The sequence below is a fragment of the Pseudomonas sp. AC112 genome, assembly GCF_979253545.1.
This window is the reverse complement of the sequence record NZ_CEEDCM010000001.1, coordinates 2,196,161-2,208,521: the sequence shown is the minus strand read 5'-3', so window position 1 is coordinate 2,208,521 and position 12,361 is coordinate 2,196,161. Positions and strand designations below refer to the sequence as shown.

General features: G+C 58.4%; 15 protein-coding genes. 9 read left to right on the top strand and 6 right to left on the bottom strand.

Annotated elements, in window-relative coordinates; genetic code table 11:
• Window position 1: 1 nt before the first annotated feature.
• On the bottom strand, window positions 2–328 hold the full coding sequence (locus tag AC0IYN_RS10230; protein WP_003170746.1) for an ElaB/YgaM/YqjD family protein: 327 nt from the start codon (window positions 326–328) through the stop codon (window positions 2–4).
• A gap of 156 nt (window positions 329–484) precedes the next feature.
• On the opposite strand from AC0IYN_RS10230, the gene AC0IYN_RS10225 reads away from it, so the two are divergent.
• Window positions 485–700: a dodecin gene (locus tag AC0IYN_RS10225; protein ID WP_003187305.1), complete on the top strand. Its 216-nt coding sequence runs from the start codon at window positions 485–487 to the stop codon at window positions 698–700.
• A 115-nt stretch (window positions 701–815) separates the two neighbouring features.
• Window positions 816–1,043, top strand: a complete 228-nt coding sequence (locus AC0IYN_RS10220) for a DUF1161 domain-containing protein (RefSeq protein ID WP_406596173.1) — start codon at window positions 816–818, stop codon at window positions 1,041–1,043.
• Between the two features lie 61 nt (window positions 1,044–1,104).
• On the opposite strand, the gene AC0IYN_RS10215 is transcribed toward AC0IYN_RS10220, so the two are convergent.
• Complete coding sequence (locus AC0IYN_RS10215; protein ID WP_099493303.1) at window positions 1,105–2,106, bottom strand: LLM class flavin-dependent oxidoreductase; 1,002 nt, start codon at window positions 2,104–2,106, stop codon at window positions 1,105–1,107.
• A gap of 217 nt (window positions 2,107–2,323) precedes the next feature.
• Between AC0IYN_RS10215 and AC0IYN_RS10210 the strand changes: the two genes are divergently transcribed.
• Both AC0IYN_RS10210 and AC0IYN_RS10205 read left to right on the top strand, forming a co-directional pair.
• Window positions 2,324–2,755 carry an OsmC family protein gene (locus tag AC0IYN_RS10210; protein ID WP_065926832.1) on the top strand — a complete coding sequence of 144 codons (432 nt, stop codon included), beginning with the start codon at window positions 2,324–2,326 and terminating at the stop codon, window positions 2,753–2,755.
• A 237-nt stretch (window positions 2,756–2,992) separates the two neighbouring features.
• Window positions 2,993–3,232, top strand: a complete 240-nt coding sequence (locus AC0IYN_RS10205) for a DUF1161 domain-containing protein (RefSeq protein WP_010207769.1) — start codon at window positions 2,993–2,995, stop codon at window positions 3,230–3,232.
• On the opposite strand, the gene AC0IYN_RS10200 is transcribed toward AC0IYN_RS10205, so the two are convergent.
• Window positions 3,233–3,655, bottom strand: a complete 423-nt coding sequence (locus tag AC0IYN_RS10200; protein WP_457247982.1) for a PA0061/PA0062 family lipoprotein — start codon at window positions 3,653–3,655, stop codon at window positions 3,233–3,235.
• A 142-nt stretch (window positions 3,656–3,797) separates the two neighbouring features.
• On the opposite strand from AC0IYN_RS10200, the gene AC0IYN_RS10195 reads away from it, so the two are divergent.
• The gene (locus AC0IYN_RS10195; RefSeq protein ID WP_406596170.1) at window positions 3,798–4,841 is read left to right on the top strand and encodes an aminopeptidase; all 1,044 of its coding nucleotides are present in this window, start codon (window positions 3,798–3,800) and stop codon (window positions 4,839–4,841) included.
• A gap of 76 nt (window positions 4,842–4,917) precedes the next feature.
• Here AC0IYN_RS10195 and AC0IYN_RS10190 read toward each other — a convergent pair whose 3' ends face one another.
• Both AC0IYN_RS10190 and AC0IYN_RS10185 read right to left on the bottom strand, forming a co-directional pair.
• On the bottom strand, window positions 4,918–5,577 hold the full coding sequence (locus tag AC0IYN_RS10190) for an HAD family hydrolase (RefSeq protein WP_471841302.1): 660 nt from the start codon (window positions 5,575–5,577) through the stop codon (window positions 4,918–4,920).
• The gene (locus AC0IYN_RS10185) at window positions 5,574–6,116 is read right to left on the bottom strand and encodes a gamma carbonic anhydrase family protein (protein WP_471841299.1); all 543 of its coding nucleotides are present in this window, start codon (window positions 6,114–6,116) and stop codon (window positions 5,574–5,576) included. The genes AC0IYN_RS10190 and AC0IYN_RS10185 overlap by 4 nt, the downstream gene beginning before the upstream one ends.
• A 102-nt stretch (window positions 6,117–6,218) precedes the next feature.
• Here AC0IYN_RS10185 and prlC point away from each other — a divergent pair, with 102 nt between their 5' ends.
• From prlC to AC0IYN_RS10170, 3 genes are all read left to right on the top strand, one after another.
• Window positions 6,219–8,270, top strand: coding sequence for an oligopeptidase A (prlC, locus tag AC0IYN_RS10180; RefSeq protein ID WP_406596167.1), 2,052 nt, complete (start codon window positions 6,219–6,221; stop codon window positions 8,268–8,270).
• Window positions 8,267–8,542 carry a YheV family putative zinc ribbon protein gene (locus AC0IYN_RS10175; RefSeq protein WP_010207776.1) on the top strand — a complete coding sequence of 92 codons (276 nt, stop codon included), beginning with the start codon at window positions 8,267–8,269 and terminating at the stop codon, window positions 8,540–8,542. The genes prlC and AC0IYN_RS10175 overlap by 4 nt, the downstream gene beginning before the upstream one ends.
• A 125-nt stretch (window positions 8,543–8,667) precedes the next feature.
• Complete coding sequence (locus AC0IYN_RS10170) at window positions 8,668–10,671, top strand: M3 family metallopeptidase (protein ID WP_471841294.1); 2,004 nt, start codon at window positions 8,668–8,670, stop codon at window positions 10,669–10,671.
• A gap of 2 nt (window positions 10,672–10,673) precedes the next feature.
• Here the strand turns inward: AC0IYN_RS10170 and AC0IYN_RS10165 are convergent, their stop codons facing one another.
• Window positions 10,674–11,321 carry a phosphatase domain-containing protein gene (locus tag AC0IYN_RS10165; RefSeq protein WP_457247979.1) on the bottom strand — a complete coding sequence of 216 codons (648 nt, stop codon included), beginning with the start codon at window positions 11,319–11,321 and terminating at the stop codon, window positions 10,674–10,676.
• 286 nt (window positions 11,322–11,607) lie between these two features.
• Between AC0IYN_RS10165 and AC0IYN_RS10160 the strand changes: the two genes are divergently transcribed.
• The gene (locus AC0IYN_RS10160; protein WP_406596164.1) at window positions 11,608–12,360 is read left to right on the top strand and encodes a gluconate 2-dehydrogenase subunit 3 family protein; all 753 of its coding nucleotides are present in this window, start codon (window positions 11,608–11,610) and stop codon (window positions 12,358–12,360) included.
• The last annotated feature ends 1 nt before the right edge of the window (window position 12,361 follow it).

The following is a 12,361-nucleotide window of genomic DNA, read 5'->3' as shown; positions in this document are numbered from 1 at the left end:
ATCAGTCACCGCGTTTGCACAGCAGGTAGGCTGCCAGCAGGCCCAGTGCACCGACAGCGACGCCGGCTGTGGTCCATGGGTGCTCTTGTGCGTAATCGCGGGTTGCAACACCGGTTTCGCGGATTTTGACTTTGCTTTCTTCGTAGGCATCGCTGATCAGATGACGGGAGTGCTTGAGGGCATTCTCGGCATTGCTTTTCAGGGCCTTCAGCGTTTTGCGCGACTCGTCGGACGCATCGTCCTTGAGGCTCTCAAGTGACTTGAGCAGGCTCGAAATCTCGGCTTCCATGCTTTCCAGCGACGCTTTGCGTAAAGAAGTGTTGGCCATGTGGACTCTCCTGAAATGATTGAGTGGCGTGTGTAGATACCGACTGCGGCCGTTTCAGAAAGTGCAGTAAATCTGAACTTTCGAGTAGGAATGGTCGCCAGAAGCAGTACGAACATTGACTGCTACGCTTGCTTAACGACCCTTAGGAGAACTGCCATGAGTGATCATCACACCTACAAGAAAGTCGAATTGGTCGGCTCGTCTGCCACCAGCATTGAAGACGCGATCAACAATGCCTTGGCCGAAGCCAACAAAAGCATCAAGCACCTGGAATGGTTCGAGGTGACCGAAACCCGTGGTCATATCAAGGATGGCAAGGCGGCACACTTCCAAGTCACCCTCAAAGTGGGGTTCCGTATTGCCAGTAGTTGATCACCTCGGTTGAACTTGCCGACTGGCCGATTGCCATAACCTGCGCTACAACCAATGGGTGCCGACGCCACGCGCGTCGGCACGCTCTTTTAGATCAGCGCAAGGAAAGTAACGGATGAAGAAGTTCCTGTTAGCGGTAGGTTTGTTGAGCATTGCAGGCACAGCCCTGGCGGCGGGCAAGCCTTGTGACGAGCTGAAAAGCGAAATTGCAGCGAAAATCGACGCCAAGGGCGCTTCGGGTTATTCGCTGGAAGTGGTAGACCAAGGCGCTGCGCCGAGCGATCACACCGTGGTCGGCAGCTGCGAAGGTGGTACCAAGGAAATTGCCTACAAGCGCGGTTAATCCCGTGTTGCAGACATAAAAAACCGACGCAAGCGCGTCGGTTTTTTTTCGCCTGAAGGTTTTAGCCCTTCATCAACTGCGCCAGTAACTCGTAGGAATGAATCCGGTCGGCGTGTTCGTACAGGTCGCAGGTGAAGATCAGCTCATCAGCGCCGGTCTGCTCGATCAACACCTCCAGTTTGGCGCGGATCTTCGCCGGGCTACCGACCATGGCCAGGCCGAGGAAGCTACCCACTGCGTCTTTCTCATGGGGCAGCCACAGGCCGTCCATGGTTTTCACCGGTGGGCGCTGCACCAGGCTTTGCCCGCGCATCAGCGCCAGGATGCGTTGATACACGGAGGTGGCCAGGTAGTCGGCCTGTTCATCGGTGTCCGCCGCCACCAACGGAATGCCGAGCATCACGTAGGGTTTGTCCAGCACGGCTGAAGGCTTGAAGTGGTTGCGGTACACGCGAATCGCCTCATGCATCAGGCGTGGTGCGAAGTGCGAAGCGAAGGCGTAGGGCAAGCCGCGCTCCCCAGCCAGCTGTGCGCTGAACAGGCTGGAACCCAGCAGCCACACGGGCACATTGGTGCCGGTACCCGGTACGGCAATGATCCGTTGATCGGGCGTGCGTGGGCCGAGGTAGGCCATCAACTCGGCGACATCTTCCGGGAATTCATCGGCGCTGCCGGAACGCTCGCGGCGCAGGGCGCGGGCGGTCATTTGATCAGAGCCGGGCGCACGGCCCAGGCCGAGGTCGATACGGCCAGGGTAGAGACTCTCCAGAGTGCCGAACTGCTCGGCGATCACCAAGGGCGCGTGGTTGGGCAGCATCACGCCACCGGAACCGACACGAATGGTCGAAGTGCCACCGGCCAGGTACCCCAGCAGCACCGAGGTCGCGGAGCTGGCGATGCCGTCCATGTTGTGGTGTTCGGCCACCCAGAAACGGTTGTAGCCGAACTTTTCCACATGTTGGGCCAGGTCCAGGGAATTGCGCAGCGACTGCGCCGGACTGCCATTGGCCCGCACGGGCACCAGGTCGAGGGTCGAGAACTTTACGTCGGACAGCGATTTCATAAGCCTGCTTCTCCAAGGGGGCCGCAGGCTTTTTAGACGAACCAAAACCTGCCGCTTCATGTGCATACCTATGCAATGAGGGCATATACCCGAGATTCAATAGTTGAGTCGGAAATTTCCTACTGAATCGCTCGGTTTCTCCGACAAGATGAACTTTGCCACGCCGTCTATCCTCAGAACCCTTACTGACGTAAAACCACCGTTCGAGGAGACCGCTATGAGTATCGTTAAAAAAGCATCCGCGCATTGGGAAGGTGACCTGAAGACTGGCCTGGGTTCCATTTCCACGGAAACCGGCGTACTGCGCGAAGCGCCCTACGGCTTCAAGGCCCGTTTCGAAGGCGGCAAGGGTACCAACCCGGAAGAACTGATCGGTGCGGCCCATGCGGGCTGTTTCTCCATGGCATTTTCCATGATTCTCGGCGATGCCGGGCTCAAGGCTGACAGCATCGACACCCAGGCCGAAGTGACCCTGGACCAGGTGGACGGCGGTTTCGCGATCACTGCGGTGCACCTGGTCCTCAAGGCCAAGATTCCGGGCGCAAGCCAGGCGCAGTTTGATGAGCTGAGTAAAAAGGCCAAGGAAGGGTGCCCGGTGTCCAAGGTGCTGAATGCAAAAATCAGCCTGGATGCCACGCTCGTAAACTGACACCGCTAAACCGGTAGCAGCCGGCTTCTGTGTGAGCTGGCTTGCCTGCGAAAGCATCACCTCGGAGTCACTGCGAAGCCGAGGCAACTGCATCGCGGGCAAGCGCGGCTCCCACAGAGGTTCGTTCCGACATTTAGTTATGCGTTAAATCAGAACTCGTGTTTCACCGATGTGGTCCTATAGCCTATGCAGCCTTAGCCGCACACCCGTGCGCAATGCATTTAGGGAGCTTCAAACATGAAACGTTTTGCCTTGGCGATCATCTGCGGTGTATTGGCCACATCGGCTGTGGCCGCACCAAAAGACTGTGAAGAGCTCAGGAAAGAGATCGAGGTCAAGATCCAGGCTAATGCGGTTCCGTCCTACACCCTGGAGATCGTCAGCAAGGAAGAAGCCGACAAGCACGACAGCGCCATGGTTGTCGGCAGCTGTGAGAACGGCACCAAGGCCATCGTCTACCAGAAGAACAACGACTGATCAGATGCAGTTGACGCTGCGTTCCTCCGCGAGCAACTGACGCGCCGAGTCATACAACCGGATATTGGGTGTGAAGGCCAACGAGCGTCCTTCCAGCACATAGCGCTGGCCGGCCTGGAAGTGGTCGTATTCCAGGGTCATGAAGCAGGTGCGGTACATCATCTGGCTCAGCCCACCCAAACCGCCACCTGCCGGGACTTCAAAGTCGAAGCGCACCATCAGTTCATGATGGCCGGGCGGGAACTGGAAGAAACGCCCGTCATCCAGGTTCTTGCCGTCCAGGCGCTGCGCCATCACCAGCTTGGAGCCCGGCGTTGGCGTGGTGAAATCGACCCAGGCTTGCTGCGGATCCGCCGGTGGAACGGGGGTAATCGTGCAGGCACTGAGGAACAAAGCGGCGACGGGAAACAAGAGCTGACGCATGGCAGGCACTCGACGGAAGGAGAGAATGGAGCCCGGCGCCGACGGCAGCAGGCTCCCTATGAGTATAAACACGTCATGCCATGGAAAAATTCCGCACAGGCACGATAGTCTGGCGAGCAAATTACCCAGGAGTGGTCGGTGCATGGTCAGGCGTTTTCTTCCAGGGTTGATGGTTGTGCTGCTCAGCGGCTGCTCCAGTGTCAGTTACTACGGTCAATTGGCCAGCGGTCAGTGGCAGTTGCTGCGGGCCAGGGAGCCGGTGGCTCAGGTGATTGCCGACCCCTCCCGCCCTGCCTTATTGCGCGAGCACCTGGTGCAATCGCAAAAGGCGCGCACGTTCGCCAGTGAACACCTGCACCTGCCTGACAACCAGAGTTACAGGTTGTACGCCGACATCGGCCGGCCCTATGTGGTCTGGAACGTATTTGCCACGCAGGAATTTTCCCTGTCCCCCGAAACCCATTGCTTCCCCATCGCCGGCTGTGTGGCCTATCGCGGCTACTACAACCAGGGCGCGGCGCGTGGCGAGGCTGCGTTGTTGAAGCAGCAGGGCATGGACGTCTCGATAGGCGGCGTCGAGGCGTATTCCACCTTGGGTTGGTTCAACGACCCGATCATGAATTCAATGATGAACTGGGGCGATGAACGCCTGGCCACGCTGATCTTCCATGAGCTGGCGCACCAGCGTTTCTATGTGAAGGACGACACCGAGTTCAATGAGTCGTTTGCCAATTTCGTCGAGCAGGAAGGTACACGCCAATGGCGCGCTGCACGGGGGCTGGCGCCTGATAGCTTGTCCACGTCCAAACAGCGTGACCAGTTTATCCAGTTGGTCCTCGATACCCGTCAACGCTTGCAAAAACTCTACGCCCAACCCTTGGCTGAGGATGCGATGCGTCAAGCCAAGGCGGCGCAATTCGAGCGTTTGCGCAGCGATTACCGGCGACTGCGCGATAGCCAATGGGGCGGCGATAAACGTTATGACGCCTGGATCAGCCAGCCCATGAACAATGCGCGGCTGTTGCCATTTGGGCTGTACGACCAGTGGGTGCCGGCGTTTGCGGCGTTGTTTGCGCGGGAAGGTGGGGATTGGGTGGGGTTTTATAAGGCGGTGGAGCGATTGGGAGGGTTGTCGGTGGAGCAGCGCAAGGCGGCGTTGAGGCAGTTGGAGGGTGTTGGTCGTTAGGGACCTATCGCCAGCAAGCCGGCTCCTACAGGATTTCGCGATCTTTGTAGGAGCCGGCTTGCCGGCGATAGCAGTCTCAAGGCCGCTGCAAAAACGCCTGGTGCATCTCATCCAACGTCTCAAAATGCCAGGTCGGCGCCTCGGCATTCAATTCTTCAAAGCTGCCAAACCCATACCCCACCGCTGCCGAATCCAGCCCATTGCTGCGCGCACCGATCAGGTCGTGCTTGCGGTCACCAATCATCAGGGTGGTGGCCGGGTCCAGATGTTCTTCGCTGATCAAATGGGCAATCAGCTCGACCTTATTGGTGCGTGTGCCATCCAATTCGCTGCCGTAGATCACCTTGAAGTGCTTGGCGAAATCGAAATGCCGGGCGATCTCGCGGGCAAATACCCACGGCTTGGACGTCGCCACGTACAGCTGGCGACCTTGGCCGCCCAGGTCTTCCAACAGCGGCATCACGCCGTCGAACACACGGTTTTCATACAGGCCGGTGACCTTGAAACGCTCGCGATAGAAATTCACCGCTTCCCAGGCCTTGGCCTCGTCAAAGCCGTAGAACTGCATGAAGGCTTGCAGCAAGGGTGGGCCGATGAAGTGTTCCAGCTTGGTCAGGTCCGGCTCATCAATGCCGAGTTTGCCGAGGGCGTACTGGATCGAGCGGGTGATGCCTTCGCGCGGGTCGGTGAGGGTGCCATCCAGGTCGAACAGCACGGTTTGGTAGTGCAGGGTCATCGGTCAAATCCTTCAGCCAGGTGCAGGTCTTTGAGCTTCACGTAGTTCGCGGCGCTGTAGGTGAAAAAGGCGCGTTCCTTGTCAGTCAGCGGGCGGATTTGTTTAACCGGGCTGCCCACGTACAAAAAGCCGCTTTCGAGTTTCTTGCCTGGCGGCACCAGGCTGCCAGCGCCGATGATCACGTCGTCTTCCACCACCGCGCCGTCCATCACGATGCTGCCCATGCCGATCAGGATGCGGTTGCCCACCGTGCAGCCATGCAGCATGACTTTGTGGGCGATGGTCACATCGTCGCCAATCAACAGCGGGAAGCCGTCCGGGTTAAAGGGACCGGCGTGGGTGATGTGCAGCACGCAGCCGTCCTGCACGCTGGTGCGCACACCGATGCGGATGCGGTGCATGTCGCCGCGGATCACGGTCAGCGGCCAGACCGAGCTGTCGGCGCCGATTTCAACATCGCCGATCACCACCGCCGAAATATCGACAAAAGCCCCGGCGCCCAGGGCTGGCGTGTGGTTCTGATAGGTGCGAAGGGTCACGATAGCCTCTCTCTCTTCTGCTGATAGCTGCGGTGGACGTTGATTGTAATTAAGATGGCCCCATCTTTGTTCTTACATGTTTCTTCAGCCAAGGTGCCAACCGTGAGCGCGAACAACCCTCTTCTGCAGTCCTACGACCTGCCGCCGTTCTCGGCGATCCGTGCCGAGCACGTCCAGCCGGCCATCGAACAGATCCTCGCCGACAACCGTGTCGCCATCGAAGGCATCCTGCAAAGCCAGGGGAAAAATCCGACGTGGGCCGGCCTGGTCCTGGCCATGGACGAACTGAATGACCGCCTCGGTGCTGCCTGGAGCCCGGTCAGCCATCTCAATGCCGTGTGCAACAGCGCCGAACTGCGCGAAGCCTATGAAGGCTGCCTGCCGGCGTTGAGCGCCTACTCCACCGAGATGGGCCAGAACCGCGCCCTGTTCCAAGCCTTCGAAGCCTTGGCCAACAGCCCGGAAGCCGCCGGTTTCGATGTGGCGCAAAAAACTATCCTGGAACACTCGCTGCGTGACTTCCGCCTGTCGGGTATCGATCTGCCGCCGGAGCAGCAGAAACGCTACGCCGAAGTGCAGAGCAAACTGTCCGAGTTGGGCAGCAAATTTTCCAACCAGTTGCTGGACGCCACCCAGGCCTGGACCAAACACGTGACTGATGAGGCCACCCTCGCCGGCCTGACCGACTCGGCCAAGGCGCAGATGGCCGCCGCCGCCCAGGCCAAAGGCCTCGACGGCTGGCTGATCACCCTGGAATTCCCAAGCTACTACGCGGTGATGACCTACGCCCAGGACCGCGCCCTGCGTGAAGAGGTCTACGCGGCCTACTGTACCCGAGCGTCGGACCAAGGCCCGAATGCCGGTCAGAATGATAACGGCCCGGTGATGGAACAGATTCTCGACCTGCGTCAGGAGCTGGCCCAGTTGCTCGGTTACGCGTCGTTCTCCGAACTGAGCCTGGCGACCAAGATGGCCGAGTCCAGTGACCAGGTGCTGAGCTTCCTGCGCGACTTGGCCAAGCGCAGCAAGCCGTTTGCCGCCCAGGACCTGCAACAGCTCAAGGCCTACGCCGCCGAACAAGGCTGCGCCGACCTGCAAAGCTGGGACAGCGGTTTCTACGGCGAAAAACTCCGTGAGCAGCGCTACAGCGTGTCCCAGGAAGCCCTGCGCGCGTACTTCCCGATCGACAAAGTGCTGGGCGGCCTGTTTGCCATCGTGCAACGCCTGTACGGCATAGAAATCGCCGAGCAGAAAGGCTTCGACACCTGGCACCCGGATGTCCGCCTGTTTGAAATCAAGGAAAACGGCCAGCATGTCGGTCGCTTCTTCTTCGACCTCTACGCCCGCGCCAACAAACGTGGCGGAGCCTGGATGGACGGCGCCCGCGACCGTCGCCGCACGATCGACGGTGTACTGCAAAGCCCGGTGGCCAACCTGGTGTGCAACTTCACCCCGGCTGACAGCGGCAAGCCTGCCCTGCTGACCCACGATGAAGTCACCACGCTGTTCCACGAATTCGGCCACGGCCTGCATCACCTGCTGACCCGCGTTGAACACGCCGGGGTGTCCGGCATCAACGGCGTGGCCTGGGATGCGGTGGAGCTGCCGAGCCAGTTCATGGAGAACTGGTGCTGGGAGCCCGAAGGCCTGGCGCTGATCTCCGGTCACTATGAAACCGGCGAGCCATTGCCCCAGGACCTGCTGGAAAAAATGCTCGCGGCCAAAAACTTCCAGTCCGGCCTGATGATGGTGCGCCAGTTGGAGTTCTCGCTGTTCGACTTCGAACTGCACGCAACCCACGGTGATGGCCGTAGCGTGGCGCAAGTGCTGGAAGGCGTGCGCGATGAGGTGTCGGTGATGCGTCCGCCGGCCTACAACCGCTTCCCCAACAGCTTTGCGCACATCTTTGCGGGTGGTTACGCCGCGGGTTACTACAGCTACAAGTGGGCCGAAGTGCTGTCGGCGGATGCCTTTTCCAAGTTTGAGGAAGACGGCGTGCTCAATGCCGAAACCGGCCGCGCCTTCCGCGAAGCCATCCTCGCGCGTGGCGGTTCCCAGGCACCGATGGTGCTGTTCGTCGACTTCCGCGGACGTGCGCCGTCGATTGACGCACTCTTGCGTCACAGCGGCCTGAGTGAGGACGCGGCAGCATGAGTGAAGGGCCTGTGATCACCAAAAAGCAATTTATCGCCGGGGCGGTCTGCCCGGCGTGCAGTGAGCCGGACAAGCTGAAGATGTGGACCGAAGACAACGTGCCACACCGTGAATGCGTAGCCTGCGGCTATACCGATACGCTCAATGACCAGGGACTGTCGGTGCCCAAGGAATTGGGTACGCGGGTGAACACTTCGGCGTTGAAAGCGCCCGCAGACCCCAAGGTGCAGGCGGTGCAGTTCTTTCCTAATCCGAAGCTGAAAAAAGACTGATAAGTTTCATGTTCTTCGCCCTGAAACAATAGTTTCAGGGCGAGGTGCGTTACGCATTTACACCCCTCTCTTCCATGGCGTGCTCCAGGATGACAACTCCCTGTTGTTGTTTCCAAGGAGGCACCATGCCCGATCCCAATCCCCTGTTGCAGGACTATTACCTGCCGCCCTTCTCGGCTATTCGTGCCGAGCATCTCGTGCCTGCTATCAATGTGATCGTGCTGCACAGTCGCACCGAAGTCGTCCGAATTACCTCCAGCCAGCGGCACAACCCCAACTGGGATGATCTGGTGCTTGCGATGGAGGCCGTTACCTCTCGTATCGACGAGGTGTTAGTAGTGATTTCCATCCTTGACGGCGTAAACACCGATCAGGAGTGGATGGACGCCAGCGCGCAAGCCACTTTTCGGGCTGTAGAGTTCGTGAGAGAACTGACGAGTAACCGTGAGCTGTTCGACTGCTACAAAACGTTGGTTGAGAGTTCACCAGCAGCACTGTTCGATGCGTCCCGTCAGCGCTTGCTTAGGCGCACGCTGAGAAAATTTCGGCTGGCTGGTATCGAGTTGGCGCCTGCTACGCAAAAAAGACTAACGACGCTCGACCGTGAAATTGCAGGTCTCCAGCAGTTGTTCCTGGCCCAGTTGGAGGCGGCGAACAGCGCCTGGAGCAAACACATCAACGACGAATCACAGTTGCAAGGGCTCTCTGCGGCACTCAAGGCCCGTATGGCGCACAAGGCCCGTGCGGTTAACCTGCAAGGTTGGCTGATGACACTGAATGAAGAGATTTACCGGGAATGCATGGCTTACGCGCAGAATCGACTATTACGAGAGGAAATTTTCACTGCCTACAACACACGTGCTTCTGACCTGGGCCCGCACGCCGGGCACTTCGACAATGGTCCGTTACTGCAAATGCTGATGGTCCGGCGCAATCAAAAAGCCAAGCTATTGGGTTACGCCAACTTTGTTCAATTGGCACTCGAACTCCAAGTTTTGGATACCGATGCTCAAGTGCTGGCTTTTATTCGTCACCAAAGCAGGGCATTGCGCTCAGACTTTACCCATGACAAGCAAGCGATCACGACATTGGGTCGTGAGCTTGGGCTGACAGACCTGCAACCCTGGGATTGCGCCTTTCTGGCGCAGATCATTCGGCAGAGAACCAGTGGCATTACTGAAGAGGAACTGCGCGTCTATTTTCCCCTCGATACCACCTTACCTCGGCTGTTTGCGCTAGTAGGGCGTCTGTTCGACATTGAAATTATCGAAATACATGGCTTCGACTCTTGGGCGCCCTCGGTTCGCCTCTTTCAGGTACGGGGGCATGGTGAAGTGTTGGGGCAGATCTATTTCGTGCCGTATTGGCAAAATGCAGGAGATTTTCCCTACGCATTATCGTTAAGAAACCGCTGGACCACGGCTGAAAGCCGCAGAGTGCAACCAATGGTCGTGCTTTTTAGCCAGTTTGAAGGGACCCCTGACGAACCTTGTTTGCTCGGGCATCGACAGCTCAAGATCCTTTTTCATGAGTTGGGTCACTGCTTACAGCAAATGATGATGGGCTTAGGTTATCGCACCAAAATGGGCGTCGATGATTTGGGTATGGACAGTGCGGAGTTCTGCGGCCAGTTCTTTGAGCGTTGGTGTTATTCCCCTGAATGTCTTGTCTGGCTGTCCAACCACTACAAAACGGGTGCGCAACTGCCTGAGACGCTGGCTCGGCAGCAAGTGGTGTATGCCAATACCCAAGCTTCCTGGGAGCGCGCTGAGTCATTGACCATGGCGTTGTTTGATATCGAAGTACACCGCACCCAAGGCGATGGCCGCAGTATTGAGCAGGTATTTTCGAGTGCCAACGGTGAGATCGGGCACCTGCCCGCGCTGGACGTTGTGCGTTATGCCAACGGTTTCAGCCATATGGTGTCGGGATACGAGTGCGGATTTTATGCCTACCAATGGTCTGAAGTGCTGGCACGTGCAGCTTTCAAAAGGTTTGAGCAAGAAGGTATCTTCAACCCGGAGACCGGTCGCGCGTTTCGCGAATCAGTGCTCGCTCCCGGTATTTCTCGACCGTTGCTTGAGTTGGTGAATTTATTTTCAGGTGTTCCACCCGGCGACTCGGTCTGAATTCAGGAGCCAGTGTTGGCAGTGTTCATCCAACTCTTCATCGAACACAAGGCGAAGGCACTGGTGCTACATTCTCCATTGAGCAACGCCTTGCGCAACTTGGCGACATCAGCCCTCATCATGTAGCGAACACCGTTCTTGAAGCCATTGCCGTTGCCGAAGCCGCCCAGAGTCATCTCGTTCAGCGCATCCTCCTTGCTCCACCCCTGGATCACCACCCGGTACATCGCCGCCATCAGGCCGGTACGGTCAGAGCCATGCTTGCAATGCATCAGCACCGGGCCGTCGGCTTCGGCGCCGCGGATCGTTCTCAGTGCGGCCAATACGTCGGAATCGTCCACATGATCGGTGCGATAACTCAGCTGAATCTGTCGGATGCCTGGGGATTTGAGCCATTCGTTATCGGGCTCCGGCAGGAAATTAATCACGGTACCAATCTTTAGTTTTTCCAGCAGGCGCCCTGCGTTGCGATCCGGTAACTCGCTGCGATAGAGCGTCGGTGTCATTTGATAAAGGTTGTACTGCTCGCCCACAGGCTGCGCCCATTCGGCAGAACGAATAAACGTGGGCTCGTCAGCCTGTGTGTAGGCGCTGGCGAGCAGCGCTATGAGCGCCAGGCCGAGGACCGACCTCCATTGATTCTTGAGCATCTGTGACATGACCGGGCAGAGGGCTGGAGAGGGTGCTCAGCTTCGTGTGCAGGGGGTCAATGGGGCGTGAGGGGCTCGTCAAAGAATCGTTATTCGTCAGTCTTTAGTCGCTGAATCGATTCTCTACATCCTTAGCCTGCTATCATTTGTAACTATTGATTGCCGCTGCGTTCTATCTCCTTGGGTCGGTTGGATCCAATTCGCTGCTGAAAAAATCAGAAGCCGCTCCCAGAAGCCGCTCCCAGAAGCGGCTGATAAACCCGTGACCACATGATGAGGTGCCACCATGTCTGATCAAGATCAAGACAACCCCCGGCGTGACTTTTTGCGCAAATCCTTGACCTTGATCCCGGTGGTCACGGTTGCCAGCACAGGCCTTGGCGGTTCGATGCTGATGGCTACGCCCGAGCCGGCCCAGGCGGCGCCCGCCAAGCCTGTGGCGAGCGAAAAGGCCTACGAGCCCGCGTATTTCACCGCCGAGGAATGGGCGTTTATCAACGCCGCCGTCGAGCGCTTGATCCCCGCCGATGCCCAAGGCCCGGGTGCCCTGGAAGCGGGTGCGCCGGAATACATCGACCGCCAAATGAACACCCCTTACGCCAGCGGTGCGCTGTGGTTCATGCAGGGCCCGTTCAACGCCGATGCGCCGCCGGAAATGGGCTGGCAAAGCAAACTGGTGCCCAAGGACATCTATCGCCTGGGCATTGCCGCGACGGATGCCTGGTCGAAGGCGTTCAACGGTAAGGTTTTTGCTGCGCAAGACAGCGCTACCCGAGACGATATGTTGCACCGTCTCGAAGCCGGCGGCAGTGAAGTGACCGCGCATTTTGACGCGGTGCCCCCGAAGATTTTCTTCAACCTGTTGCTGCAAAACACCAAGGAAGGGTTCTTCTGCGACCCGATACACGGCGGCAACAAAGGCATGGTCGGCTGGACCATGATCGGCTTCCCCGGCGCCCGCGCCGATTTCATGGACTGGGTGGAACGCAACGAGCAGTACCCCTTCCCGGCCGTTTCAATCCGCGGCGAGAGGGCATAAG